25 protein-coding genes are annotated in these 24,375 nt (G+C 72.3%); 10 read left to right on the top strand and 15 right to left on the bottom strand.

Annotation, left to right across the window (positions count from 1 at the left end; translation table 11 throughout):
• Positions 1–133: 133 nt before the first annotated feature.
• Both E5671_RS37060 and E5671_RS37055 read right to left on the bottom strand, forming a co-directional pair.
• A complete protein-coding gene (locus E5671_RS37060; RefSeq protein ID WP_160508343.1) occupies positions 134–559 on the bottom strand; it encodes an OsmC family peroxiredoxin in 426 nt (141 codons plus the stop codon).
• 162 nt (positions 560–721) lie between these two features.
• The gene (locus E5671_RS37055; RefSeq protein WP_160508341.1) at positions 722–1,312 is read right to left on the bottom strand and encodes a TetR family transcriptional regulator; all 591 of its coding nucleotides are present in this window, start codon (positions 1,310–1,312) and stop codon (positions 722–724) included.
• 113 nt (positions 1,313–1,425) lie between these two features.
• Here E5671_RS37055 and E5671_RS37050 point away from each other — a divergent pair, with 113 nt between their 5' ends.
• Complete coding sequence (locus tag E5671_RS37050) at positions 1,426–1,659, top strand: hypothetical protein (RefSeq protein WP_160508339.1); 234 nt, start codon at positions 1,426–1,428, stop codon at positions 1,657–1,659.
• 125 nt (positions 1,660–1,784) lie between these two features.
• Positions 1,785–3,419, top strand: coding sequence for a DUF6345 domain-containing protein (locus E5671_RS37045; RefSeq protein ID WP_160508337.1), 1,635 nt, complete (start codon positions 1,785–1,787; stop codon positions 3,417–3,419).
• Between the two features lie 10 nt (positions 3,420–3,429).
• Here E5671_RS37045 and E5671_RS37040 read toward each other — a convergent pair whose 3' ends face one another.
• The 3 genes from E5671_RS37040 to E5671_RS37030 form a co-directional block, all read right to left on the bottom strand.
• Positions 3,430–4,830 carry an amino acid permease gene (locus tag E5671_RS37040; RefSeq protein ID WP_160508335.1) on the bottom strand — a complete coding sequence of 467 codons (1,401 nt, stop codon included), beginning with the start codon at positions 4,828–4,830 and terminating at the stop codon, positions 3,430–3,432.
• 84 nt (positions 4,831–4,914) lie between these two features.
• Positions 4,915–7,080, bottom strand: coding sequence for an alkaline phosphatase family protein (locus E5671_RS37035; RefSeq protein WP_160508333.1), 2,166 nt, complete (start codon positions 7,078–7,080; stop codon positions 4,915–4,917).
• Between the two features lie 78 nt (positions 7,081–7,158).
• On the bottom strand, positions 7,159–7,581 hold the full coding sequence (locus tag E5671_RS37030; protein ID WP_202121413.1) for a hypothetical protein: 423 nt from the start codon (positions 7,579–7,581) through the stop codon (positions 7,159–7,161).
• Positions 7,582–7,680: 99 nt separating this feature from the next.
• On the opposite strand from E5671_RS37030, the gene E5671_RS37025 reads away from it, so the two are divergent.
• Together E5671_RS37025 and E5671_RS37020 are read left to right on the top strand one after the other, a co-directional pair.
• Positions 7,681–8,469, top strand: coding sequence for an MBL fold metallo-hydrolase (locus E5671_RS37025; protein ID WP_160508331.1), 789 nt, complete (start codon positions 7,681–7,683; stop codon positions 8,467–8,469).
• Positions 8,469–9,083: a VTT domain-containing protein gene (locus tag E5671_RS37020; RefSeq protein WP_160510652.1), complete on the top strand. Its 615-nt coding sequence runs from the start codon at positions 8,469–8,471 to the stop codon at positions 9,081–9,083. Before E5671_RS37025 ends, E5671_RS37020 begins: the two co-directional genes overlap by 1 nt.
• Positions 9,084–9,200: 117 nt before the next feature.
• On the opposite strand, the gene E5671_RS37015 is transcribed toward E5671_RS37020, so the two are convergent.
• From E5671_RS37015 to E5671_RS37005, 3 genes are all read right to left on the bottom strand, one after another.
• Positions 9,201–10,229, bottom strand: coding sequence for an MBL fold metallo-hydrolase (locus E5671_RS37015; protein WP_202122609.1), 1,029 nt, complete (start codon positions 10,227–10,229; stop codon positions 9,201–9,203).
• Positions 10,230–10,597: 368 nt separating this feature from the next.
• Complete coding sequence (locus E5671_RS37010; RefSeq protein ID WP_160508329.1) at positions 10,598–11,845, bottom strand: aminotransferase class I/II-fold pyridoxal phosphate-dependent enzyme; 1,248 nt, start codon at positions 11,843–11,845, stop codon at positions 10,598–10,600.
• Between the two features lie 79 nt (positions 11,846–11,924).
• Complete coding sequence (locus tag E5671_RS37005; protein ID WP_160508327.1) at positions 11,925–12,644, bottom strand: ANTAR domain-containing response regulator; 720 nt, start codon at positions 12,642–12,644, stop codon at positions 11,925–11,927.
• 85 nt (positions 12,645–12,729) lie between these two features.
• On the opposite strand from E5671_RS37005, the gene E5671_RS37000 reads away from it, so the two are divergent.
• A complete protein-coding gene (locus E5671_RS37000; RefSeq protein ID WP_160508325.1) occupies positions 12,730–13,884 on the top strand; it encodes a GAF domain-containing protein in 1,155 nt (384 codons plus the stop codon).
• On the opposite strand, the gene E5671_RS36995 is transcribed toward E5671_RS37000, so the two are convergent.
• Together E5671_RS36995 and E5671_RS45580 are read right to left on the bottom strand one after the other, a co-directional pair.
• Positions 13,881–14,678, bottom strand: a complete 798-nt coding sequence (locus E5671_RS36995; RefSeq protein ID WP_160508323.1) for an RNA polymerase sigma factor SigF — start codon at positions 14,676–14,678, stop codon at positions 13,881–13,883. The two genes, E5671_RS37000 and E5671_RS36995, sit on opposite strands and share 4 nt — an antisense overlap.
• A 218-nt stretch (positions 14,679–14,896) precedes the next feature.
• Positions 14,897–15,046, bottom strand: a complete 150-nt coding sequence (locus tag E5671_RS45580) for a hypothetical protein (protein ID WP_202121412.1) — start codon at positions 15,044–15,046, stop codon at positions 14,897–14,899.
• 136 nt (positions 15,047–15,182) lie between these two features.
• Between E5671_RS45580 and E5671_RS36990 the strand changes: the two genes are divergently transcribed.
• Complete coding sequence (locus E5671_RS36990) at positions 15,183–15,554, top strand: CBS domain-containing protein (protein ID WP_160508321.1); 372 nt, start codon at positions 15,183–15,185, stop codon at positions 15,552–15,554.
• Between the two features lie 287 nt (positions 15,555–15,841).
• On the opposite strand, the gene E5671_RS36985 is transcribed toward E5671_RS36990, so the two are convergent.
• The 3 genes from E5671_RS36985 to E5671_RS36975 are packed head-to-tail and all read right to left on the bottom strand — an operon-like array spanning position 15,842 to position 19,140.
• On the bottom strand, positions 15,842–16,831 hold the full coding sequence (locus tag E5671_RS36985; RefSeq protein WP_336605957.1) for an AraC family transcriptional regulator: 990 nt from the start codon (positions 16,829–16,831) through the stop codon (positions 15,842–15,844).
• A 45-nt stretch (positions 16,832–16,876) separates the two neighbouring features.
• Positions 16,877–17,488, bottom strand: a complete 612-nt coding sequence (locus E5671_RS36980; protein WP_160508319.1) for a TIGR03086 family metal-binding protein — start codon at positions 17,486–17,488, stop codon at positions 16,877–16,879.
• A 32-nt stretch (positions 17,489–17,520) separates the two neighbouring features.
• Positions 17,521–19,140, bottom strand: coding sequence for an ABC-F family ATP-binding cassette domain-containing protein (locus E5671_RS36975; RefSeq protein ID WP_160508317.1), 1,620 nt, complete (start codon positions 19,138–19,140; stop codon positions 17,521–17,523).
• Positions 19,141–19,275: 135 nt separating this feature from the next.
• On the opposite strand from E5671_RS36975, the gene E5671_RS36970 reads away from it, so the two are divergent.
• The 3 genes from E5671_RS36970 to E5671_RS36960 all read left to right on the top strand — a co-directional run bounded on the left by E5671_RS36970 (position 19,276) and on the right by E5671_RS36960 (position 21,915).
• Positions 19,276–20,733 carry a bifunctional phosphatase PAP2/diacylglycerol kinase family protein gene (locus E5671_RS36970; protein ID WP_160508316.1) on the top strand — a complete coding sequence of 486 codons (1,458 nt, stop codon included), beginning with the start codon at positions 19,276–19,278 and terminating at the stop codon, positions 20,731–20,733.
• Between the two features lie 94 nt (positions 20,734–20,827).
• Complete coding sequence (locus E5671_RS36965; RefSeq protein ID WP_160508314.1) at positions 20,828–21,637, top strand: class I SAM-dependent methyltransferase; 810 nt, start codon at positions 20,828–20,830, stop codon at positions 21,635–21,637.
• A 107-nt stretch (positions 21,638–21,744) separates the two neighbouring features.
• Positions 21,745–21,915, top strand: coding sequence for a hydrophobic protein (locus E5671_RS36960; RefSeq protein WP_160508311.1), 171 nt, complete (start codon positions 21,745–21,747; stop codon positions 21,913–21,915).
• A gap of 27 nt (positions 21,916–21,942) precedes the next feature.
• Here the strand turns inward: E5671_RS36960 and E5671_RS36955 are convergent, their stop codons facing one another.
• Both E5671_RS36955 and ligD read right to left on the bottom strand, forming a co-directional pair.
• Positions 21,943–22,710, bottom strand: coding sequence for a GvpL/GvpF family gas vesicle protein (locus tag E5671_RS36955; RefSeq protein ID WP_160508309.1), 768 nt, complete (start codon positions 22,708–22,710; stop codon positions 21,943–21,945).
• A 60-nt stretch (positions 22,711–22,770) separates the two neighbouring features.
• Entirely contained in the window at positions 22,771–23,715 is a 945-nt protein-coding gene (gene ligD / locus E5671_RS36950; RefSeq protein ID WP_160508307.1) for a non-homologous end-joining DNA ligase, read from the bottom strand.
• Positions 23,716–23,850: 135 nt separating this feature from the next.
• On the opposite strand from ligD, the gene E5671_RS36945 reads away from it, so the two are divergent.
• Positions 23,851–24,369, top strand: coding sequence for a hypothetical protein (locus E5671_RS36945; protein WP_160508305.1), 519 nt, complete (start codon positions 23,851–23,853; stop codon positions 24,367–24,369).
• Positions 24,370–24,375: the final 6 nt, after the last annotated feature.

Here is a 24,375-nt window from a genome sequence, read left to right as displayed (position 1 = left end):
CGCGAGCCCGTTTCCCGGCGTACTTCGACCTCCATCACAAAACTTGAGCGGCACATTGTCAATGCCGCCCATGACGGTGCCGCCGCCCCCTGGGGGACGGCGGCACCGTCGGAAAATGGCGGAAAGCCGTACGTCAGGCCAGCTTCGCCGTCAGCGTGATCGGCGTGGCCTTCAGTGCCTGGCTCACCGGGCAGTTGACCTTGGCGTCCTCGGCGGCCGCCAGGAACGCGGCCTCGTCCATGCCCGGCACCGTGCCCTCGACGGTGAGGTGGATGCCGGTGATGCCGGTGCCCGGCTGGAAGGTCACGTCGGCGGAGGTCACCAGGCGGGTCGGCGGGGTGCCCGCCTTGTCCAGGCCGTTCGAGAAGGCCATGGAGAAGCAGCTGGAGTGCGCGGCGGCGATCAGCTCTTCCGGGCTGGTCTTGCCGCCTGCCTGCTCGGCGCGGGACGGCCAGGACACGGCCTGCTCCCCGATCCCGGAGGAGTCGAAGGTGACCGTGCCGGAGCCCTCCAGCAGGTTGCCTTCCCAGACCGTGTGCGCGGAGCGCGTGGTAGCCACGATGTAGATCCCTTCAGTGCGGTTCCGTGATGCGTCGCGGAACTTCCGTGCGCCCATCCGATCACACCCTGACTCGGCGCACGCGGAAGACCGGCCCACGGGCGGTGAACGGCGGGCGACCGCCGGACGACCCAAGGGGTCGCGGCCCATGGGGGTTGCGGGTCAGCTGTCACCCTGACCGGCCAGTCGCCGTACAAGTCCGATCAGGGCGTCCCGCTCCGTCTCCGGCCGCTGCTCTCCGCCGAAGATCATCCGCACCGCCTGCGGCACGCTGAACCACCAGGCACCGAGGGCCAGTACGGCGTAGAACAGCGCCTTGGGATCGAGGTCCGGATCCAGAGTGCCGTCGCGCTGGGCCTGGGCCAGCGCCTCGACCCTCGACCCGTAGGTGGCGGTGCGCTCGGGCTCCTTGAGGGCGGGGGCGCCGGTGTCACGCAGGCCCTCCCAGTGCAGGAGCCGGATGAACTGGGGGCGGGAGCGGTGGTAGTCGTACAGCCGGCCCGCGTAGTCACCGAGGTCGGCGGCCTGCTCGACGGTGACCGGGATGGCGGTGGCGATGCGGTCGAGCTCGGCCTCCAGGACGCACCCGAAGAGCTTCTCCTTGTTGCCGAAGTACTGGTAGATCCGCTCCTTGTTGACGCCCGCGCGCTTCCCCACGCGGTCGATGCGGGCGCCGTCGAAGCCGTGCTCGGCGAACTCGTCCACGGCGGCGTCGAGCAGCGCCTGCCGGGTGCGTGCGGTGTCCCAGGCCATGGAGCCAGCATACCCAACCAACTGTTTGGAGATTGTCCGGGCTCGTGTTAGCTTTCCGGCACCAATCTCCAAACAGTTGGTTGGATATTCCCGGATTCCCGGAAGGAACCCTCATGCAGACCGCTCCCCCGCCCCGTCACCACATGGCCCTGATGATCTGGCTCTCGGTCTTCCCGACGCTCACGGTCCTGGAGCTGCTCTTCCATTCCTGGCTGACGAAACTGCCCATGGTCGTCCAGACCCTGCTCCTCAGCGCGGCCGTCGTCCTCACGGTCGTGTACGTCCTGATGCCCCGCCTGCAGAAGATCCGCGGCAGGCTCCTCAGCAGGGAGAGGCGGGGTGCCTGAGGCGCCACGACAGTCCCGGTGCACGGTCGCTATGGCCGAAATCGCAACTGTGCAAGGCGCGTCCACGGTGACACTTTGAGGCCCCCTCGCCCACGGGACGAGGAGTCCACTCAGGGGGTTTGGCCATGCGCATGAACTACTCGGAACGCGGTCCGTCTCCACTGGAAGGTGCGAAGCCCGGAGCCGCCGGTGACCGTGACTCGACGTTCGGCTGGTGGGGCGCTTTCAGCGTCCAGAAGTTCGTCAACCAGTCACCTCTCTTCCACACCCATGCCGACGCCTCCGGGTGGCTGGCGTATCTCCAGCAGTTCTACGACCGCAACTTCTGGTTCGCGGACGGCGGGGCGCAGGTCTGGGCGTACGAGGAGACGTACGACAACTGGCAGGACCGCTACGGCATGGACGCGGTGGTCGCCGTCTACCACTCGGGCCACGGCGGCATGGACGGCAACGGCGTCTTCTTCGCGCCGCTCGGCGCGGTCTGGGACGGCCGCAGCGACGCGATCTCGAACCGGATGGCGCTGGGCAACGAGAAGGCCAACTACGTCTTCTGGTCGACCTGCACCTCGCTGCGGGTCCTCGGCGGGCACTCACCGATCCGCACCTGGGCGGGGCCCAACATCGGCTTCCGCATGCTCTTCGGGTTCGAGACGGTCAGTATCGACAGCCCGGACTACGGCAAGAAGTTCTGGGAGAAGTGGCGGGCCGGGCAGACGTTCACCGACGCGTGGCTGAACGCGAGCTGGGACATCTACAAGGGCCAGGCGCCCTCGGTCTGCGCGGTCGGCGCCAACCAGGCCGAGGCCACGGCCCGGCTCAACGGCGAGCGCACCCTCTACCGCGAGCACGTGCCGGACAACTGGTACGTGTGGCGCTGGTACTACGCGCGCGACTCCCTCAGGGAGCCGCTGACGCAGGCACCGGCCGGCCCGCAGATCGTGCAGCTCGCGCCGCGCGACCCGGGCGATGAGCTCACCAAGATGGGCCGCATCGCCGACTTCCCGTCGGCGGCGCTGCAGGAGGTGCAGGTCGAGCGGCAGGGCGTGCTCAGCGCCACCTCCGGTGACCGGACCGTCTCCACGGCTCCGCACGCCGTCCGGTGGGTCAAGCTCGCCGAGGCCAACCACCGCAACCTGCGGCAGCTGCCCACGGAGCGGGCGGTCGAGGCGGCGCACGAGTTCGCCGCGCAGCACGCCGACGGAGCCGAGCTCGTCGTGGACAGCGTGCACGACCTGATGCAGAACTCCGGGGCGAAGGACGGCTCCGAGCTGGGCGAGCCGGTGTCGCTTGAGACCCATGTGACGTTCCGGCAGGTCTTCGACGGCATACCGGTCATCACGCCCGACCGCGGTCTCATCCGCGTGGCCCTGGACAACGACGCGACCGTCATCCAGGCGCAGATCTCCACGCGCGAGACCACCGGCACGACGCGCGAGCCGAGCACCGACATCGCGCCGCCGCCCCAGGGCGGCACGGCCGCGGCCGCCGCGCCGCGGGCACGCGACCCGCGCGAGGCTCTCGCCGCGGCCCAGCGGAAGCTGCTCGCCGAGCTCGCCGCCGTCACGGCCGACGAGCCGGGCGGTCAGGGTGCCGCCGCACAGCGGGAGCCCGAGGTCAGGGACGTGCCGGGCACGTTCGACGTCGGCTATGAGATCGAGGGTAACGAGGCCTACCCGGCCGCCCGCAAGCTGATCGAGATCGGCCCGTCCGACGGCATGTTCACCACCCGCCGCTGGGTGGTTGCGCCGCTGGCCAGGTAGTACGGAGACATCAGTGGGTGGCGGTCCGCTCCTTGCGGGCCGCCATCCACGCGTAGACGAGCACGCCCGCGAAGAGGAACAGGACGCCCTGGTAGACGGCCGCGTATCCGGACCCGGCGACGAGCCACATGGAGAATCCGAACGCGATGCCCGCGAGGACACCGTCCCGCACCAGGCGGGCCCGGTTGACGCGCTCGCCCTGCCCGGAGACGAGGAAGTAGATCTGCGCGACGGTGGCCAGGAGGTAGGGCACGGTCGCGGTGAACGTGGTGATCAGGACGAGGGACTCGAAGACGCCGCTCGATCCCGCCGTGTAGTTGTAGACGGTGAGCAGCGCGGCCAGGACGACGGTGACCAGGACGCCCACGGTCGGCACGCCGCGCTTCTTCTTGCCGAAGGCCGCGGGGAAGAGCCCGTCCTTGGCGGCGGCGTACGGCGTCTGGGCGCTCAGCAGGGTCCAGCCGTTAAGAGCGCCGAGGATCGAGACGACCGCCGCGAGCGCCACCGCCGTACCGCCCCAGGAGCCGCCGAACATGACGTTGACGGCGTCCGAGAAGGGTGCGGTGGAGCCGACGAGCTTGTCATGGGCGACGGTGCCGAAGACGGCGAGGGTGCCGAGCAGATAGACGAGGGCGGCGCCGAGGGTGCCGAGGATGGTGGCGCGCCCGACGTTGCGTCGCGGGTCGCGCACCTCACCGGCGCTGACCGCCGCCGATTCCACGCCCAGGTAGGAGAAGAGCAGGATCGCGGCGGACGCGGAGATCGCACCGGCCGGGCTGTCGTCGCTCGCCTGGAAGGGCCCGAGGTTGGCGCTGTCGAAGAAGAAGAGCCCGCCGATCGCGACCAGGAGCAGGGGCACGAACTTCAGGACGGTGGCGACGACCTGGACCGCGCCGACGTAGCGGGTGCCCGCGAAGTTCGCGAGTGCGGGCAGGAGTTGCAGGACCAGGGCGGCCAGGCAGGCGGTCCACTTGTGGTCGCCCACCGGTATCAGGACGTCCAGATAGCCGACGGCGGCGACGGCGAGCGCGGCGTTCGACACCCAGGCGGTGGCCCAGTAGGACCAGGCCGCGAGGAAGCCGGCGAAGTCGCCGAACGCGGCGCGGGCGTAGACGTACGGTCCGCCGGTGCGCGGATCGCGCTGCGCGAGCCGGCCGAAGACCAGGGCGAGGGCGATGGCGCCCGCGGTAAGGACGCCGAACGCGACGAGGCTGATGGTCCCGAAGGGGGCGACGGAGGCCGGGAGCAGGAAGATGCCGCCGCCGATGATGTTGCCCATGACGAGGCAGGTGGCGATGGGAAGGCCGAAGCGGCGGGCGTGCCTGCTGCCGCCGTCGTCGTGCTGCTCTGTCCGCCGCTCTTCCTGGTCGGGGGCCGGAGCCGGCTGGATCGCGGTTCCGGTGTCGTGCATGGGGTGGTGCCTCTCATCGTGCCGAAGACGCCCGGGATCGCCGGGGCGAGAGACATGGTCGGGCACGGCGCGGACCGCGCAAAATCAGTGTGTTTTGTCCTGCGCGGCAGGGTCGGCGACCGCAAAAGCTGTGCCCTCCGGGCCGCCGTGCCGGGAATCGTCCACAGCCGCGGCAACCTCTCCGACCAGCGGAATCTCGGCACCCAGATGCTCGCCGAGCCAGCGCCGGAGGACCTCGTGGACCTGCTCGGCGCCGACGAGTTCCTGCCCGTCGTCGAGCGGCGCGGACAGCACGAGGGGCGACAGGAGGAACGGCTGGGCCTGGGCGCCGCCGAGTCCGCCGTGCGAGCCGATCTGCTCCTCGAAGGCGAGGACTTCGCCGTCCTGAGGGTCGTACCAGGAGTTGACCATGATGTCGGCGACGTGCGGGAAGCCGTCCGTGCGGCGCACGGCGTCGGCGGCGCCGGGCCCGAAGTCGGCGAGCGGCCCGAGGCCGTCGGGTTCCGCGTCTTCTGCGTCTCCTTCGTCGAGGTACACCTCGCCGCCGCGCGCGCCGAGGACGACCGGGCCGCGCTCCTTGCTGCGTACGAGGAGGAAGCCGATGCCCGGGTGGTTGGCGAGGGTGGGCAGGAGCGCCGGGTGACGGAGGTCGATCTCCTCGCGGGTCATGCGGCGGGGGACGTCGGGGAAGGAGACGAGGCCGAGGTTGCCGGAGGCGAGGACGACGGGCTCGGCGCGGCGGGCGGGGCGGTGTTCGCCCGCGCCTTCCTCGACGGGGCGGCGCAGCGCGGCGCGGACTGTCGAGCGGGCCTCGGCACCGCTGTGCGTGTGCTGCGCCTTGCGCGGCACGGGCAGGCCGCAGCCTGCCCTGACGAGGTCGCCGAGGGTGAGGCCGTAGCGGGCGCGGAAGGTCTCGCCGGGGCTTTGGCCGTGGTCGGAGAGGACCACGATGCGGTAGGCGCGGGGGGCGTGTTCGGCGACCTTCGTGATCAGCGCGAGGGACCGGTCGAGCCGCTGGAGCACCTTGTCCACGTCGCTGCCGCAGGGGCCGGAGTGGTGGGCCACTTCGTCGTAGGCGACGAGGTCGGCGTAGACCGCGCTGCGCCCGGCGAGCATGTCCCCGATGACAGCGGCGACGACGACATCGCGCTCGACGACGGTCGCGAAGGCGCGGATGAAGGGGTAGAGCCCGCCACGGCTGACGCGCGGACGCCGCTTCCTGATCCGGGCGCGGGTCGACTCGCCCATCTCACGGCCGACTTCGGCGACGAAGGACAGGGCGGTGCGGACGGCGTTGGCGGGGTCGGAGAAGTAGGCGAAGTACCCGGCGCGCGAGCGGTTCTCCTTGCCGCGGCGTGCGGCCATGGAGAGCACGAGGGCGACCTGCCCGGCGCCGCCGCTGAAGAGGTTGCCGCGGCTCGCGCCGTCGAGGGCGAGGAGGCCGGCGTCGCCGGTGCGCTCGATGGCGCGGCGCTGGAGCTCGGCGGCTGACGCGGGCCGGTTGGAGACCATGACCTCCCCGGTGTCCTTCTCGTACCAACGGAAGGCGGGGACATCGTGGTTGGAGCCGTGCAGGATCCCGAGCTGGCTCGCCCCGGTCTGGCTCGACCAGTCGGTGCGCCAGGGGGTGAGCCGGTGGCTCGGCTCGCGCCCCTGGCCGAGCCAGCCCGCGACGGTCGGCATGAGGCCCTTGTCCACGGCGGTGCGCAGGACGTCGTGGCCCACGCCGTCGAGCTGGATGAAGACGGTGCCGGGCGGGACGGGGCCGACCCTGCCTTCGGAACGGCGGCGGCGCCTGCGGTCGGCAAGCCGGTAGAGGCGGCGGCGGTAGGCGTCGTCGTCGCGGACGGCGAGGGCGCCGCCGGTGGCGGAGGCGACGGCGGACATGACGGCGGCGACGACGACCGCGGTCTCGGCGTTGGCCTCACCGCGGCCGTCCGGAATCAGCCCGAGGGCGAGCAGGAGCAGCGACCCGTTGAGGAAGAAGGCGAGAAGTCCGAGCACGAGCGCGGGCACGAGCAGCAGGGCCCGCACGAGCAGGGGCCACACCAGCGAGGAGAGCAGGCCGAAGGCTCCGGCGCCCAGGGCGGCCGTGACGGCGATGCGGGTGGCGCTGTCACCGTCGTCGGACTGCAGCTGGAAGTCGGGCAGGATCCCGGCGAGCGCGAGCATGGTGAGCGTACTGACCAGCCACACGGCGACGGAGCGCCACAGAGCACTGCCGACCGACCGCCATCGCCCTCGCCCCACGCCGTGCCGCCTCACGTTTCATGACAGATCAGGACACCAGCGTGTCACAGGGTGAAAGGGTCAGTGGGCGGGGAAGGGTCAACGGCCGTCGTACCCCGCGGTCGGCATGGAAAGCCGCCGGTGGACATGGGCCTTCATCACCGCGTCGTACGACGGTTCCTCGAGGCCCGCCGTCTCGATCCGCACCCCGCGCCGCCCGCACTCCGCGGTGAACTCGTCCGGCGAGCGCAGCGCGCTGTCGAGGACCCGGCGGCTCGGCACGACGAAGAGGTCCACGAGCCCGTCGTCGACGTCGGCCCAGAGCACGGCGTGATCGGCGGGCAGCCCGCGGACGACGAGTTCCCGGGTGACGACGTATCCCCTGGCGGCGGCCCATCGCGCGCACATCGCGTGCTGGCTGCGGGAGTCCACCAGGAAGGGATCGGCGTCCAGCTCCTCCAGCGGTGTCAGGCTTGCGATCGCCGCGACCCGCAGCACTGTCACGCTCGCGGTGTCTCCCATCGCGTCCCCCTCACCTCTGGCGTCCTCACCACTGGCGTCAGCCGAAGACCCTACTCCTGGCCGTAGGCTCGTAAACAGTCGCGCGAAGGAGGAACCGGAGTGCCGGTGGAGATCACCTGGTGGGGTCATGCCACCTGCACGGTCGAGGACTCCGGGCTCCGGGTGCTCACCGACCCGCTGTTCGCCCGCCGCCTCGCCCATCTGCGCCGGCGCAGAGGCGCGCTCCCGCCCCCCGAGGCGGCCGTCGCCGACGCCGTGCTCCTCTCCCATCTGCACGCCGACCATCTGCATCTGCCGTCCCTCGCGCGGATCGCCCCCGGCACGCGCGTGCTGCTGCCGCGCGGCGCCCGCCGGCAGGTGCCGGGGCTCGCGCGCAGGCTCTCCCATCTGCGTCTCATCGACGTCGTGCCGGGGGACGAGGTGCGGATCGGCGAACTCGTCGTACGGGTGGTGACGGCGCGGCACGACGGGCGGCGGTTGCCCGTGGGCCCGCACGCCGCGCCCGCCCTCGGCTTCGTGGTGCGGGGCGAGGCGCGGACGTACTTCGCCGGGGACACCGGTCTTTTCGACTCCATGGCCGACGAGGTCGGGGACGTCGACGTGGCGCTGCTTCCGGTCGGCGGCTGGGGGCCGTATCTCGGCCATGGTCATCTCGACGCGGGCCGCGCGGCGGTCGCCCTCGCCAGGATCGCGCCGCGCAGTGCGGTGCCGGTGCATTACGGGACGTACTGGCCGTACGGCATGGACGCCGTACGGCCGCACGAATTCCACACGCCGGGCGAGGAGTTCGTGCGCCAGGCCGCGCTGCTCGCGCCCGAGGTGGCGGTGCACCGCCTGGGGCACGGCGAGAGCGTGCGGCCCGAGGTCACCAAGGGAGAGCCTCAGTGATCCTCGCCGCGGCGGCCCAGGTGCCACCGGAGTCGACGCAGCAGGCGGTCGGCTATCCGTCGCTGTTCCTGCTCATCGTGCTCGGCGCGCTGGTGCCGGTGGTGCCCACGGGCGCCCTGGTCAGTTCGGCCGCCGTGGTGGCAGTGCACCAATCGGCGCCCTTCGCGCTGCTCGTGGTGTTCGGGGTCTCGGCGTTCGCCGCGTTCCTCGGGGACATGGCGCTGTACTGGCTCGGGCGGCGGGGCATGCGCTCGAAGAACGGCTCGCGCTGGCTCGCGGCGATCCGTGACCGCGCGCCCGAGGACCGTCTCGCGCAGGCGCAGGCCAAGCTCGCGGACCACGGGGTCCTGGTCCTCGTCCTTTCCCGGCTCGTGCCCGCCGGGCGGATTCCGGTGATGCTGGCCTGTCTGATGGCCAAGATGCCGCCCCGCGAGTTCGCCCGCGGCGACGTGCCGGCGTGCCTCGCCTGGGCCGTGACGTACCAGCTGATCGGCATCCTCGGCGGCTCCCTCTTCAAGGAGCCGTGGGAGGGCGTGGTGGTGGCGGTCGGTCTCACGGTGCTGATCAGCGTGGCGCCGACGGTGTGGCGCAAGGTCCGGCGTACGGCGTCCTGAGCGGCTCGGCAGCGCCCCGTAAGGGGCGCGGGGAACTGCGCGACAAGCCACGACTCGCCCGCGGAAAAGCACGTGAGGAGCATGTACCGAGCCAAGCCCTGACCAGCGGATCAAGGCCTAGGAGCGCGGACCCCTGGCGAGTACGCGGGACGAACCGACCGGCAGGTCCCACAGGTCCTCCCGAGCCATCCCTGCCGCCTCCCAGGCGCCCCGCACCCGTGTCAGCGGTTCGAGCACGGGCTCACCGGACAGCAGGAACGTGCCCCAGTGCATCGGGGCGATGCGGCGCGCCCCGACGTCGGCCGCCGCCCGCACCGCCTCCTCCGGATCGCAGTGGACGTCGCTGAGCCACCACCGCGGGTGGTAGGCGCCGATCGGCAGGAGGGCCAGGTCGATGCCGGGATAGCGGGCGCCGATCCGCTCGAACCAGTGGCCGTAACCCGTGTCGCCGGCGAAGTAGACGCGTTGCCCGTCGCGGTCGGTGAGGATCCACCCGCCCCACAGCGTCCGGCACGTGTCTACGAGGCTGCGCTTGGACCAGTGGTGGGCGGGCACGAAGTCGAGGCGCACCCCAGCGAGTTCGGCTGCCTCCCACCAGTCGAGCTCGGTGACCCTGGTGAACCGGCGGCGCGTGAACCACCGTCCGAGCCCGGCGGGTACGAACACCGGTGTGTCCCTGGGGAGTCGGGCGAGGGTCGGGGCGTCCAGGTGGTCGTAGTGGTTGTGGCTGATGACGACCGCGTCGACGCGCGGCAGCGCGCTCCAGGCGACTCCGGGGGGTGTGACGCGGGCCGGGGTGCCGAGGATCTTGCGGGACCAGACGGGATCGGTGAGGACCGTGAGCCCGCCGATCCGCACGACCCAGCTGGCGTGCCCGACCCAGGTGAGGGCGACGGTGCGGTCGTCCACGCGCGGCAGGGGCCCCGGCTCGAAGGGCAGCCGCTGAATGTCGGCGAGGCCTTCGGGGGTGGGCCGCAGGGCACCTTCACGAGCGAACCGCGCGAAGTCCCGAAGGCCGGGCAACGGCGCGGTGAGCCGATCGGCGAACGACTTCGGCCAGAGCCGGGACGGGGCGAGGGGCACCGGGGCCGCCGGCCGGTCGAGGGGGGTGGAGGTGCCGGGGCCTGAGGCCGGCCGGACAAGCAGTTCGCCACGGCCGGGCACCGCGGCACCGCGGGCGCCCCCAGCACCGGGCTCCGAGGCCACAGAGCCCACCGCCCCGGAGTCCACGGATCCGACGTACACGGACCCGGCGTCCGCGGACCCGACGTCCGCAGATAACCCCGATCCCTGCGCCTGCCGCACCCCTCGCCGACCGGAAGCCCCGGCCTCACGGGCACCCCCAGCACCGGGCCCCAAGGCCTCTGAGCCCACCGGCCCGGCGTCCGCGAATGGTCCAGGGCTCTGTAGCTGCCGCTCGTCGGGGCGGGGCGGCGGCTGTGCTGCTCTGGTTGCTTGTTGCGGCTGCTCCGCCCGGGGCATATGGCCGGGCTGCTGCGGCTGCGTCTGATGCTTCACCGGGGAGGCTCCATGCGCTGTGATGCTGCGCGGAGATCGTCGAAGGCCGATCCAAGCATGCTCAACGCCCCTTCCACGTGCGGCAGTTCCAGTGCGTCCGGTGCGGCGAGAGCCGCCAGGCGTTCCTGCCGGGTCGAGCCGAGCAGAGGCCCGGTGGACAGACGTACGCGTAGTGCTCCCAGCTCGTCGCCGAAGCGGTGGCCGCCTGGCGCGGGCATGGCGAGGCGTTCGCCGAGGAAGTCCTCCAGGTCCTGCGAGTCGCCGACACCGCGCGCGGCGAGGGCAGGGCGGAGCGGGCCGAGGTCCACGTAGAGGTGACGGCCCGCCGCCGGGGGCCGGGCCAGCGCGCCCGCGGCGAGCACCGCCCGCTGCACGGCGGCGCCCACGCGCGCGTGCAGGCGGGTCGCGCGGACGAGGCGGTCGGTCACCTCGTCCGGCTCGCCCAGCGCGTACGACGCCGCCGCCGCGACCGGCGCCGCGACGCACGCCCCGAGCGCGGTGAGGACGTCAAGGGTGTGGGCCCGCAGCGCCGAGCCCCGCGCGTCGGCCGGAAATCGGGCGGCCGCCGCGGGCCAGCCCGGCGGCAGGAACGATCCGGAGAGATCGGTCAGGACCGTCACCCGGTCCGGGTCCATCTCGGCCGGACTGACCAGGACCGTGTCGTGCGGGCGGTGCAGGGTGTCGCGCCAGGTCTCGTCGCCGACGATGTGCAGGCCTTCGTCCGCTGCCGCCTCCACGGCTTCGTGGAGCACTTCCGGCGGCGGCACGGTGGCGGTCGGGTCGTCGGCGACGGAGAGCACGAGGAGGCGCGGGGTGCCGCCCTCGGCACGGATACGGCGGACGGTCTCCATGAGGGCGTAGGGATCGGGGACGCCACCGCACTCGGCGGGCGTCGGCACGTGGTACACCGACCCGCCGAGCAGCCGCACCTGCGGCGCCCACCAGGCGGGACAGGGACGCGGCAGCAGGACGTCGCCGCCACCGAGGGCGGCGGTCAGCGCGAGCAGCAGGGACGCGGCGCCGGGCGCGGCGACGACCTGGTCCCGCTCCACCGGGAGCCCGCGCCGGGCCCAGTAGCCGCTCGCGGCGTCCAGGAGTGCGGGGCCGCCGCCGGGGGGCTCGGCGTGCGCGCGGCCCGCGGCACCGGCGAGCACGGCGGACAGCTCGGGCAGGACCGGGAGGCCTGGCTCCGGCAGGGGAGGTCCGTACCGGACAGGGCCACGGCCTTCGGGTTCCGTCCGCATGCGTCAATCGAAGCGTGCCGGGCGGCTCCGCGCGCGCGGGGGCCTCCGGCCGAGTGGTCCTTCCGCCTCCACTCTTCCTTCAGTCTTCGGCGGCCAGCCCTGCCAGCTCCCGCTCAAGCCCCTTCCCCCGCGTCTCCACCACCGCCGACGCGACGTCGGCCAGCTTGCGGTTCGTGGTCTGGGAGACGCGGCGCAGCACCGTGAAGGCCTTGTCCACGTCGCAGGTCAGGACGTGCATGACGATGCCGCATGCCTGGTCGACCACGGGGCGGGTGCGCAGGGCCGTGCCGAGGTGGTCCAGTTCGGCGAGCGCCGCGCGGTAGCGGCGGTCGCGGACCAGGCCCGTCGTGGCGAGGTCGCCCAGCGCCTGGGCGGGGCCGTGCCGGACGTCGTCGAGGGCGCCGGGGCGGAAGCTGAACAGGGTCAGGGTGACCGTGAGCCCCGCGCGCTGGAAGGGCAGCGTGACGCTGGAGCGTACGCCGGTGTCGAGCGCCATGGCGCGGTACGCGGGCCACCGTTCGTCCCGCAGAAGGTCACCGGTCTCCACCGGCGCACCCCGCTCCTGCGCCGCCGGTATGGGCCCGTCGCCCGAGCGCAGCTGGACGGAGACGAGACCGGCGAGGTCGGGGTGGGTCACCGAAGCGGGATGTTCGCCGCCGCCGTCCGACACGGTCGTGCCCGCGCCGCAGCACGCGGTGGTGCAGCGCACGGCCTGTTCCGCCAGTTCCGAGAGCCTGCGCCCCGGCAGAGCCGATTCGGGTCCCGCGAGGTCGAGGTCCGGTTCCGCTGTGAGGGGCATGGTGGTTTCCTCCTCCTTACCTCTCCTTCCCTCCGCCTTCCCGCGAGTTCCCCCGGAAAACGGCCGCAGCGGATACGTTCGGCACATGGCCCAAACGGAGGAGTTCGGTGAAGAGATTGCGGATTTCGTGCGCCGCGTCGCCGAGTTGAAGTCGGCGCGTGCCGTACCGGCGGGCGACCTCGGAAGGGTTCTCGACGCGGCGATCTTCGAACTCGACCATGTCGCCGAACAGTTGAGGCCGCTCTACGAACGGCTCGCCGCCGACGGCCGCTTGGGCGGCGGCGCGCCCGACCGGGACGAGCAGCGGCTGCTGCGGGCCATCTTCCAACGCCTCCCCCTGCCCGTGGCCCTGGTCGACCGGGAGTCGGTGGTCCGGCGGATGAACTTCGCCGCGACCGGCTTCACGGGCGTACGCGCGGGCTACGCCACCGGCAGACCGCTGACCGGACTCCTGCTGCACGCGGATCGGGCCGCGTTCCGCTCGCAGACCGCCGCGGTCGCACGCGGCGAGGGCGACCGCGGCCTCACCGTCCATCTCCAGCGCGATCCGCACATCCCGGTCCGCGCCACGCTCACCGCGCTGCGGCCCGGCGCCGAGCCGCGCACGGCGGTCCTGGTGGTGCTTCAGCCGGGGAGTCAGCCCGGGGGCTCACGCGTGTCGGCTCAGGAGTCCTTCCAGCCTCCGGCCCCCGATCTCGGCGAGGCGACCCGGTACGCGGCCCGCATGGACCTCGCGGACGCCATGACCACGGCCCTGCTCACCGCCCCCGCCGGTGACCGCGCGGCCGTCCTCGAACGCGCGGCCGGTGTCCTGCACCCGCGGTTCGCGGACTGGGTGATCGCGGACGAGGGGGCGGCGCGACAGCGGCGCACCACCGTCCTGGGACCGAAGGACGCACCGGTAGGCGATGTCCTCGCGCAGGCACCCGCCGCGTGCCCCCTCGTGGTCGAGGCGGCGCGCGGCGGGGAGCCCATGCTGCAGGTGCGTCCGGAGGACCCGGACTCCTTCGGCCGGGACACGTCCGGCGCCCCCGTCCTCGTACGCGCGCAGGTGACGTCCCTGCTGTGCGTGCCGCTGAGGGGACGCTCGGACGGGGCGGTGGAGGGTGTCCTGACGCTGTTCAGGAGCGGGGCGCGGCTCGCCTTCTCGATGGCCGAGGCACAGACGGTCGACGTGATGTCGCGCCACATCGCGCTGGCCATGACCCGCGCGGGCCGGGAAACCTCCGGGAAGAACTAGGCGGCGTCCTGCATGACCTCTTGGCGCAGGCGGTCGCAGCAGCGGCTGATCAGGCGCGAGACGTGCATCTGGGAGATGCCGAGCTGCTCGGCGATGCGGCTCTGCGTCATGTCGCCGAAGAACCGCATGTAGAGGATGTCGCGCTCCCGCTCGGGCAGCGCGGCGATGCGGGGCTTGACGGCCTCGCGGTCGATGACGACGTCGAGCGCGGGGTCGGCCGCGCCGAGTGCGTCGCGCAGCGCGTATCCGTCCTCGCTGCCCGGCAGTTCGGCGTCCAGGGAGAGCGCGGTGAAGCTGTCGAGCGCTTCGAGCCCGGCGGCCGCGTCCTCCTCGGAGAGCTGGGCCTTCTCGGCGATCTCGGCGAGACTCGGCGTGCGCCCGGGGGTCGTCTGGGTCAGGTCCTGGCGGGCGAACCGCACCCGGTTGCGCAAGTCCTGCACACGGCGCGGCACATGGAGGGTCCACATGTGGTCACGGAAGTGTCGCTTGATCTCGCCGGTGACGGTCGGTACCGCGTAGCTCTCGAAGGCGCTGCCGCGCTCGGGGTCGTAGCGGTCGACCGCCTTGACGAGGCCGAGGGCCGCCACCTGGCGCAGGTCGTCAAGGGCTTCGCCGCGGTTGCGGAACCGGCCCGCGAGCCGCTCGGCCATCGGCAGCCACGCCTTGACCAACTCCTGGCGCAGTGCGTCTCGTTCAGGACCGTGCGGCATCTCGGTGAGCCTGCGGAAATCGGCTGCGGTGTCGGGGGCGTCGTCGTGCGGATGGCGCTTCGTCTGTCGCGCGTCGGAACGCATGATGCGTCGCAACTCCCTTGTCGGTGCCTTGGGTTGAAGAGTCACCGTGGGCTGCACGCGGCATCGCGTCGGGGCACACCCGGGGCGAGCGCAAGCTGCTCCCACGGACGTGCCTCCGGTCCGAAGCACTGTGAACTTCGCCTGCCCCCGGGTCCGGGAGGCAAACACATGTGCGCTACGGGGGCGGCACCCGCGAGGTGGGCACCGCCCTGCCGCCTTCATGTGGCGCGGCGTACGGCTTCCGCCTCGTCGGCGTTCGCAGCGTGCTTGGCGGGCGCGACGGACGGCAGCATCCACTCCTCGTACCGGCCGAGTGCCAGGATCACTCCCAGCATCACCACCGGGATGAACACAGCGAGAACTGCCATGACTCCTTCCCTCCCGGAGTGCCCGTGGGGGGTGCACGGGCCGGGTCTCCCCACTTCTTCCGGGCAAACCCGCATGGACCGCCCCCACAGGGGTACTGCGGCGGAACGACTCACCCCCCACAGGAAGGGCCCCACCATGGCTGTCGTCGTAAGGGACGTCATGACACCGGGCGTCGTGGCGGTCGGTCCCGATGCCTCGTTGGTGGAAGCTGCGCAGCTGATGCGCGCGCAGGACATCGGTCATGTCCTGGTGGCCACGGCCGGACGGGTCGTCGGGGTGCTCACCGACCGGGACATCACCCTGCGGGCCGTCGCCGACGGCGCCGATCCCCTCACCGTCAGCGCGCAGGCGATCTGCACCCCGAATCCGGTGATGGTCGCTCCGGACGACGCGGTGGCGTCTGCGGTCAGCCTGATGCTCGAGAACGCCGTCCGCAGGCTGCCCGTCGTCGAGGACGGACAGCCGGTGGGGATGGTGACCCTCACGGATCTCGCCGCCTCGGCCTGAGGCCCGATCGTGAGGGAGCGGGTCCGGTTGCACGGTGGTGCGGGGGGAGCGACCGGACCCGCGGCACGGGCCCGGCCCGGCCTGGGGCCGGACCGGATCGTCCCCGGTGGTCCGTCACGGTCGTGCCCCTGGGGCGGGTTATGGACCCGTGGGCAGCGACCGGCCCAGCCGGTGACAGGTGAAACGATAAATCAGCCACCCCGCGGTCACGATCCGCTCAGCGCGGCCACTGTCCGGATAACGCACGGGCCGGAGGGAGAGGACCCGGGCGGCGCCGGGCTCCGGGCTCAGCTCCGCAGCGTCTGGGACGGCAACTCCCCGAACCGGGCGTGGTACTGCTCGGCGAACCTCCCCAGATGACCGAAGCCCCACCGGTGCGCCACCTCGCTCACGCTGAGCGCGCCGGGCTCCGCGGCCCGCAGCTCGTCCCGCACGCGGGTCAGCCGTACATCCCGTACGTACGCCATGGGCGACATGCCCACGTAGCGGCGGAACGCCTCCTGGAGCCAGCGCACCCCGACCCTCGCCTCGGCGGCGAGCCCGGCCGGCGTGAACGGATGCTCGGGCCGCTCCTGGACGGCGTCCATCGCGCGCTTCACGGGCGCCGGGCGCAACTTCTGTTCCGGAGCGGCTAGTTCGTCACGGAAGGGGTGCTCGGCGGCGAGCAGCAGCCCGTTCAGTATCGCCTCCTGGAGGGGCGCGGCGATCAGGGGCGTATACAGCGACACCTGGCCGCACGGCGCGCCGGGCTCCTCGCGCAGATCCTCGATGACCGTGGTGACGAGACGGGCCCAACTGCGGCCGGGGCCACGGGTGGTGTCCAGTTCCGGGCCGAGCGACAGCGGGGCGCGGACGGGCCGGCCGAGCAGCTGCTCCAGGCGCCGGTCGAGCGCCTCGCGGTCCATCTTCACCGCCAGGATCCGGCAGTCGCCGGTCCACCGCTCCACCACCGTGTCGCCGACGGGCTGGAACACCCCGGCACGCTCCGCCGTCGCGACGGTGCCCGCGCCGCCGCCCTGCCGGAAGTGCATGCGCCCGCCGAGCAGTATGTTCACGTGGTACGCGCCAAGTTCACCGAGCCGCATCCGCACATCGGCGCCGCAGCTGAGCTCGCCGACGGTGAGCGCACCGAGCTGCCCGATGTCGAACTCGGCGCTGAAGGGGCGCGGTCCGTCGAGTACATCCATGAAGTTGCTGTAGAACGTGGCACCGATCATCTGCCGCGCCTCGTCCACGTCCGCGGTCCTGAAGGTCGTCCTCAGTGCTTCAGCACTCACGCGTGACTCACCCGCTCCCCCGCCATCACTCGCGCTCCCCCGCGGCTACACCCGGCGCCCCAGCAGACTCAGCAGCTTCGTCTGCACATCGGCGTCCCGCGGCGGTTCCACCGCGGGGGCAAAGAGCCCGGTCTTCGCCAAGTCCGCAGCGTACGGCGTGATTTCCCGTACGGAAAAGGCGACCAGGTCGTCCGGAAGCTTTTCGTCCGCGCCGATCGCCCGGGAGAGGTCCCAGGCATGCACGACGAGGTCGCTGATCATCTGCCCGCAGTAGAAGTCCGCGGCGGTCTCGCCGAAGGAGAGGTGGACCGTGCGGTCGAGGGCGCCAGGCTCGCGGAAGGCCTCGCGGGCCGCGGCAGCCGCCGTGTCCCAGGAGGCGACCGGGTCGGGTCCGAGCATGTCGCCGTCGAAGGAGTCGCCGACGGATTCGATGGTGGCGCCGTCACGGACGAGCGAGGGCACCCAGAGCTGCTCGGTGGTGAGGTGGTTGACGAGGTCGTGCACGGACCAGTCGGTGCACGGCGTCGGCGCGTCCCACTGGTCGCCGCCGACCGCGTGCACCCGGTCGGTGAACAGGTCGAGGGCGGCCGCGTGCCGGGCGAGGAGCGGGTGGCCCGCCGGATCGGACGGGCCCGCTGTGCCAGTCGTGTCTGCCATACCCGCCATTGTCCTCCTGGAGCCAGGAGGCGCTACCGCTTCCGCTCCACCCGGCGCTCGTCCCAGACCGGCTCGGGCGTCTCGCGCACGAGACCGTCGCTGCCGAAGACGAGATAGCGGTCGAAGGAGCGGGCGAACCAGCGGTCGTGCGTCACGGCTAGGACCGTTCCCTCGTATGCCTCAAGGCCTTCCTGGAGCGCCTCCGCCGATTCCAGGTCGAGGTTGTCGGTGGGCTCGTCGAGCAGCAGGGCGGTGGAGCCCTCCAGCTCCAGGAGCAGGATCTGGAAGCGCGCCTGCTGGCCGCCCGAGAGCCGCTCGAAGCGCTGCTCGGCCTGCCCGGTGAGCTCGTACCGGCGCAGGCGCGACATCGCGGGGCCCTTGGCCTGGGCGTGCTCGCGCCACAGGATGTCAAGGAGCGTGCGGCCGAAGAGCTCCGGGTGGGCGTGGGTCTGCGCGAAGTGGCCTGCCACGACGCGCGCGCCGAGCTTCCAGTCGCCGGTGTGCGCGACGTCGCCGCCGGCGAGGAGGCGCAGGAAGTGCGACTTGCCCGAGCCGTTCGAGCCGAGGACGGCGACCCGCTCGCCGTAGAAGACCTCCAGGTCGAAGGGTTTCATCAGGCCGGTCAGTTCGAGGTCCTTGCAGGTGATGGCCCGGATGCCGGTCCGCCCGCCCTGCAGCCGCATCGTGATGTCCTGCTCGCGGGGCGGCTCGGGCGGCGGCCCCGCCTCCTCGAACTTGCGCAGCCTGGTCTGCGCGGCGGCATACCGCGAGGCGAGCTCGTGGCTGATCGAGGCGGCCTGCCGCAGACTGAGCACCAGCTTCTTCAGCTGGGCGTGCTTCTCGTCCCAGCGCCTGCGCAGCTCCTCGAAGCGCGCGAACCGCTCGCGCCGCGCCTCGTGGAAGGTGGCGAAGCCGCCGCCGTGCACCCAGGCGTCGGCGCCCGCGGGCCCCGGCTCGACGCTGACGATCTTCTCGGCGGCGCGGGCGAGCAGCTCGCGGTCGTGCGACACGAAGAGGACGGTCTTGCGCGTCTCCTTGAGCCGCTCCTCCAGCCAGCGCTTGCCCGGTACGTCGAGGTAGTTGTCCGGCTCGTCCAGGAGCAGCACCTCGTCGCCGCCGCGCAGCAGGGCTTCGAGCACGAGGCGCTTCTGCTCGCCGCCGGAGAGCGTGCGGACCTCGCGGAACTGCGCCTTGTCGTACGGGATACCGAGCGCGGCCGTGGTGCACATGTCCCAGAGCGTCTCGGCTTCGTAGCCATGCGCCTCGGCCCAGTCCGAGAGCGCCTGGGCGTACTGGAGCTGGGCGGCCTCGTCGTCGACGGTCATGATCAGGTGCTCGGCGACGTCCACGGCCTTCGCGGTCTCGCGGATGCGGGCGTTCGAGACGGAGACGAGCAGGTCGCGCACGGTCGTCTCGTCACGCACCGACCCCACGAACTGCGGCATGACGCCGAGGCCGCCGCTGACGGTGACGGTGCCGCCGTGGGGCTGGATCTCGCCCGAGATCAGGCGGAGCAGGGTGGTCTTGCCCGCGCCGTTCGCCCCGACGAGGGCGACGATGGCGCCCTCACCGACTCGGAAGGAGACATCGCCGAGCAGGGCTCGGCCGTCCGGCAGGTAGTACTCGATGTGCGCGGCTTCCAGATGTCCCATGCGGGGGATTCTCCGTGGGAGGTGCGCATTGCTGCAAATGCGTTTCGGCCCTTCCGTTTCGGCCGGGGATCGGCCTTTCCGTTTCGGCCGGGAAGGCAGGAGAGAGGAAGCCGCCCTGCGGGGTACCCGCGCCCCATGCCTCTGCGAACGCGCCTCATCGCCCTGGACCATCAGACCTTCAACACCGTCGCCACCCGGCACTGGCCGGGCGCCGACCGCCTCCTGCCCCGGCTGAGCCGCAGCGCGAACCACGGCCTTCTGTGGTTCGGCGTGGCCGCCGGGATCGCGGCGACCCGTACGCCGCGCGCGCGGCGTGCCGCGTTGCGCGGGACCGCGTCGCTCTCGCTCGCCTCCGCCACCATCAACACCCTCGGCAAGCGCTCGGTGCGCCGGGCAAGGCCGCTGCTCGACGGGGTGCCGCTGATGCGGCAGCTGAAGCGGCAGCCGATCACCACGTCCTTCCCTTCGGGGCACTCCGCTTCGGCCGCCGCGTTCGCCACCGGGGTCGCGCTTGAGTCGCGAGGCTGGGGTGCGGGCGTCGCGCCGGTCGCGGGCGCCGTCGCGCTGTCCCGCGTCTACACCGGTGTGCACTTCCCGAGCGACGTCCTCGCGGGGGCCGCGCTCGGCGCGAGCGCCGCCTTCGCCGTGCGCGGCATGGTGCCGACCCGGAACCTGCTGCCGCCGCCGGGCAGGCCGCGCGTCGACGCCCCCGCCCTGCCCGGTGGCAAGGGCCTGGTCCTGGTGGTCAACTCCGCCGCCCGCACCCCCGGACGTACGGAGGCGCTGCTGGAGGCCCTGCCGCTCGCCGACGTCGTGGAGTGCGAACCGGGGGACCTGGACGCGGAGTTGGAGAAGGCCGCCGGACGGGCACGGGTGCTCGGCGTGTGCGGCGGGGACGGCACCGCCAACGCCGCGGTCCCGGTGGCCCTGCGCCACCGGCTGCCGCTCGCGGTCCTGCCGGGCGGCACGCTCAACCACTTCGCGTACGACATCGGGGTCGAGGAGCCGCGTGATCTCTGCCGGGCCGTCGAGGCGGGTGACGCGGTCGCCGTGGACGTCGGGCGCTTCAGCTCCGGGAGCGGCCCGCAGGGGTACTTCCTCAACACCTTCAGCCTCGGCGTCTACCCCGAGCTCGTGCGGCTGCGCGACCACTGGGCCCACCGCATCGGCGGCCAGGCCGCCGCGGTCCTGGCCGCCGTCCGGCTGCTCCGCTCCGACCGGCAGCCGCTGAGCGCCGAATTCCGCGGCAGGCAGCGGGCGTTGTGGCTGCTCTTCGCGGGCAACTGCACCTACCACCGGCTCGGGTTCACCCCCGGCCGCAGGCTCGACCTGGCCGACGGGCTGCTCGACGTACGCATCGTGCACGGCGGCCGCAGGCCCGGCTCACGGCTGCTCGCGGCGGCGCTCACGGGTCCGCTGATGCGCTCACCGGCGCAGGCCGCGGTGCGGCTTCCCCGGCTGCGGGTGGACGGTCTGGAGCCGGGGACCGTGGTGGCGTACGACGGTGAAGTGGCCGTTGCTCAGGGCGAGTTGCTCATCGACAAGCTGCCGGAGGCGCTGACCGTGTACCGGCCGCTCCCGCCGAGCCGTTGACCACATAGTGATACGAGGGTCTCATTATTCGACATGGCGGCGTACCGTTCGATCCGCCGCAGCGAGCGGCAGCGAACGCGAAGGAGTTCCCGTCATGCCGCAGGAGACCGCCGTCTACACGCACGGACACCACGAGTCCGTCCTGCGTTCCCACACCTGGCGGACCGCTGCCAACTCGGCCGCGTACCTGGTCGGTTCGCTGAAGCCGCACATGCGGATCCTGGACATCGGCTGCGGCCCCGGCACCATCACCGCCGACCTGGCCGCGCTCGTCCCCGACGGACACGTCACGGGTGTCGACCACGCGCCCGGCATCCTGGACCGGGCCCGCGCGACGGCGGCCGAACGGGGCCTGGACAACGTGGAGTTCGCCGTAGCCGACGTGCACGCCCTGGACTACCCCGACGACTCCTTCTGTGTCGTCCACGCGCATCAGGTGCTCCAGCACGTCGGCGACCCGGTACGCGCCCTGAGCGAGATGCGGCGCGTCTGCGCACCCGGCGGCATCGTCGCCGCCCGCGACGCGGACTACTCGGCGATGACCTGGTACCCGAAATCCCCCGTCATGGACGACTGGCTGGACCTGTACCGGCGGGTGGCCCGCGCCAACGGCGGCGAGCCGGACGCGGGGAGCCGCCTCAAGTCCTGGGCCCTGGCCGCCGGTTTCGACGACGTCACCGCAGGCGCGAGCACCTGGTGCTACAGCTCGCCTCAGGAGCGCGCCTGGTGGAGCGGGCTCTGGGCGGACCGCACGGTCGCCTCCGGCTACGCGGGGCTGGCCGTGGAGGGCGGGCACGCCGACGCCGGTGAACTGCGGGCCTTCGCCGACGGCTGGCGGGAGTGGGGAGAGCGGGAGGACGGCTGGTTCGCCGTACTGCACGGCGAGATCCTCTGCCGGAAGTGACCCGGAAGTGACCGGGTGAGATCCTCTGCCGAAAGTGACCGGAAAGGCTCAATTCACTGCGTAGCGCGGCCAGTTGGGGATACCCGGACGGCAGGAGGTAAGACACTATGGTTCCCATCCTGCTTGTCCTTCTGCTGGCCCTGCTCCTCTTCGGCGCGGGGTTCGCCGTGAAGATCCTCTGGTGGATCGCCATCGCCGTACTCGTCATCTGGCTGGTCGGATTCCTGATGCGCAGCACGACGGCCACCGGGACGAGGTCCCGCTGGTACCGCTGGTAGACCCGTAAGTCCCCGAGCCCGCGGGCCTCAGCCCGCGGGCTCGGCCGGTCCCGGGTCGACGAAGCTGTACGGCGGCAGCGGACCGCGCACCCGCAGGTCCAAATGGGGCTGGTCCACGCGCAGTTCGGCCACCGCGGACAGGAAACCCGCGGCCGCTTCGCGGTGCACGAGGAAGGAGATGTCGGCGAGCCATCCCGTACCCTCCGGCCCCGGGCAGGCCGCTTCGGCGGTCGGTTCGAGGGCCCGCCGCACATGATCGGCGTCGCCGGCTTCCCTCGCCCGCACGGTGGCGCTCACCTTCTCGCCGAGCTGTAACTTCTGCTCGTGATCGCCGCCCCCGGCAAGCTGGTTGGCCTCGACCATGGCGCGCAGCTCCGGGTTCTCGGCGAGGACCTGATGCAGGACGGCCCGTTCGTTGTGCGAGGCCTTCACGTTGTACTCGACCCTGCTGTCCAGGGCGCACAGCCGCTCCGCGTAGTGGTCGGCCCGCTCCGCGAGTACGGTCAGGACCGCCTCGTCGTCGGGCGCGAGGCTGCCGAAACGCATCGGGAGCACGGCGCCCAGGATGCCCGCCTCGGACAGGACGTTGTGGTGCGCGAGCAGATCGCGCTGCTTGGGCTTCAGGTCCCCGGGAGCGTCGCTGACCAGCGCGGCGAGCTCGCCGCGCCGCACGATCCGGACGGGGCGGGGCGGTTCACCGATGCCGTCCATGCCATCTATGCCGTTCGTGTTCCTCGCGCCGTCCGGCGGATTCGGATGCGGACTCCTGATGATGCCGTAGATGTACGTGCTCACTGGTCTCGCTCCTCACTCCGCGCGCGGAGTCCGGGTGACCCCACGGGCCGTGGCCAAACCTCAGCCGCGCAGGGCGCACAGCTTGCGGCGGGCCGGGCCCAGGGCGCGCCCCGAGCGCAGGAGTCCCGCCCAGGGATCGGTGCGGGCCTGCTCGACGGCGTCCACGATGGTCCAGCGGCGGGCGCCGAGCGCCGGATCGTCGAGGTCCTCCCAGGCGACGGGCACGGCGACCGGGGCGCCGGGCTTGGCCCGGACCGAGAAAGGGGCGACGGCGGTCTGCGCGTACGCGTTGCGCTGCACGTCCAGATAGAGCCGGTCGCCGCGGTCCTTCTTGCGGGCGGCCGTCGTGAACTGCTCGGGACGGGACTGGGCGAGGGTTTCGGCGACGTCCTTGGCGAAGGCACGTACGTCGTCGAAGTCGTGGCGGCCGTTGAGGGGCACGATGACGTGCAGCCCGCGCGAGCCCGTGGTCATCAGGGCGGACGGCAGTCCGATGTGGTCGAGCAGTTCACCCAGGAGACGTGCCGCCTCGCGGACGGGGCCGAAGTCGTCCTTGGCCGGGTCGAGGTCGAAGACGAGCCGGTCGGGATGGGTGACCCCGCCGGTGCCGCCGACGCGGGACGTCCAGCGGTGCAGCGTGAGGCAGGCCTGGTCGGCGAGGTAGAGGAGCGTGGCGGTGTCGTCGCACACCGTGTGGGTGACGGTGCCGCCCTCCTTGGCGACCTCGACGCGGGTGATCCAGTCCGGGTAGTGGTCAGGGGTGTCCTTCTGCATGAAGCGGGGTCCGCCGACCCCGTCCGGGTGCCGCTCCAGCATCAGGGGGCGGCCGCGCAGGTGGGGCAGCATGAACGGGGCGACGGCCCGGTAGTAGTCGGCGAGGTCCCCTTTCGTGTGGCCCGCTCCTTCCGTGTGGCCCGCTGCGCCGCCCGCCGGGAAGAGGACCTTGTCGGGCCGGTGCAGCCGTACGGTGCGGCGCCCCGCCCGCAGGGTTCGTGCACTGGTCATGTGGGGTTCCTTTCATGCTGCACAGGGGTGCTGACAACACCTGAGGACGGGGGCCGGCGGGCGTGCCACGGGCCGCGCGCCCCGGAAGGATTCAGGGAGACGGTTCAGGGTGGACCGGAGTGAGCGAGGCGCACCATGGCGTACGGAACGCAGAGACATCCGGGGCACCGGCCCTCCCGGCCGAGCGGCGGTGAGGCCTCCGCTCCCCCGCACGTCCAGGCCGCGTTCGCGCTCTGGATCACCGCGGTCGTGGCGGGCTTCTTCGAGACGGTGCTCGTGGTCGGGGGGCTGCTGTCCGACGGCGACACGTCCGGCGGGGAGGTGGCGGGCGGCGTGCTGCTGCGGATGACCGTGTTCTCCGCGGCCGTCCTGGTCGCCGTCCAGCTGCGCCGGGGCAGGAACTGGGCCCGCCTGACGCTCGCCGTGGGGCTCGGCGTCTTCGGCACACTGTCCCTGGTGATCGAACCCCTCCGATGGCTGGGCGACGGCCACACCCTGGGGGACGCCTTCCGGGATCTGGGAGCGGTGGACGTCCTGTTCGGCGCGAGCCGCGTGCTGCACCTGAGCGCGGTGCTCGGGGCGATGGTCCTGATGTTCCGGCCCACGGCCAACGCCTGGTTCAGGGCTCGGTCGGCGGAGCCCGCGCGGCACTGACCGGCC

The organism is Streptomyces sp. BA2, from assembly GCF_009769735.1.
Lineage (GTDB): Bacteria > Actinomycetota > Actinomycetes > Streptomycetales > Streptomycetaceae > Streptomyces.
The sequence above is the reverse complement of the archived record's forward strand: the minus strand, read 5'-3'. Positions and strand labels throughout refer to the sequence as shown.

Bases quoted from the DNA above. Each gene is read 5' to 3' on its own strand.
- ligD (WP_160508307.1), bottom strand. From the start codon at position 23,715: ATGACCAGTGCACGAACCCTGCGGGCGGGGCGCCGCACCGTACGGCTG.
- E5671_RS37040 (WP_160508335.1), bottom strand. From the start codon at position 4,830: ATGCACGACACCGGAACCGCGATCCAGCCGGCTCCGGCCCCCGACCAG.
- E5671_RS36980 (WP_160508319.1), bottom strand. From the start codon at position 17,488: ATGGCAGACACGACTGGCACAGCGGGCCCGTCCGATCCGGCGGGCCAC.
- E5671_RS36995 (WP_160508323.1), bottom strand. From the start codon at position 14,678: ATGCGTTCCGACGCGCGACAGACGAAGCGCCATCCGCACGACGACGCC.
- E5671_RS36970 (WP_160508316.1), top strand. From the start codon at position 19,276: ATGCCTCTGCGAACGCGCCTCATCGCCCTGGACCATCAGACCTTCAAC.
- E5671_RS45580 (WP_202121412.1), bottom strand. From the start codon at position 15,046: ATGGCAGTTCTCGCTGTGTTCATCCCGGTGGTGATGCTGGGAGTGATC.
- E5671_RS36960 (WP_160508311.1), top strand. From the start codon at position 21,745: ATGGTTCCCATCCTGCTTGTCCTTCTGCTGGCCCTGCTCCTCTTCGGC.
- E5671_RS37050 (WP_160508339.1), top strand. From the start codon at position 1,426: ATGCAGACCGCTCCCCCGCCCCGTCACCACATGGCCCTGATGATCTGG.
- E5671_RS37030 (WP_202121413.1), bottom strand. From the start codon at position 7,581: ATGGGAGACACCGCGAGCGTGACAGTGCTGCGGGTCGCGGCGATCGCA.
- E5671_RS37005 (WP_160508327.1), bottom strand. From the start codon at position 12,644: ATGCCCCTCACAGCGGAACCGGACCTCGACCTCGCGGGACCCGAATCG.
- E5671_RS37045 (WP_160508337.1), top strand. From the start codon at position 1,785: ATGCGCATGAACTACTCGGAACGCGGTCCGTCTCCACTGGAAGGTGCG.
- E5671_RS36975 (WP_160508317.1), bottom strand. From the start codon at position 19,140: ATGGGACATCTGGAAGCCGCGCACATCGAGTACTACCTGCCGGACGGC.
- E5671_RS36965 (WP_160508314.1), top strand. From the start codon at position 20,828: ATGCCGCAGGAGACCGCCGTCTACACGCACGGACACCACGAGTCCGTC.
- E5671_RS36945 (WP_160508305.1), top strand. From the start codon at position 23,851: ATGGCGTACGGAACGCAGAGACATCCGGGGCACCGGCCCTCCCGGCCG.
- E5671_RS36990 (WP_160508321.1), top strand. From the start codon at position 15,183: ATGGCTGTCGTCGTAAGGGACGTCATGACACCGGGCGTCGTGGCGGTC.
- E5671_RS37055 (WP_160508341.1), bottom strand. From the start codon at position 1,312: ATGGCCTGGGACACCGCACGCACCCGGCAGGCGCTGCTCGACGCCGCC.
- E5671_RS37010 (WP_160508329.1), bottom strand. From the start codon at position 11,845: ATGCGGACGGAACCCGAAGGCCGTGGCCCTGTCCGGTACGGACCTCCC.
- E5671_RS37000 (WP_160508325.1), top strand. From the start codon at position 12,730: ATGGCCCAAACGGAGGAGTTCGGTGAAGAGATTGCGGATTTCGTGCGC.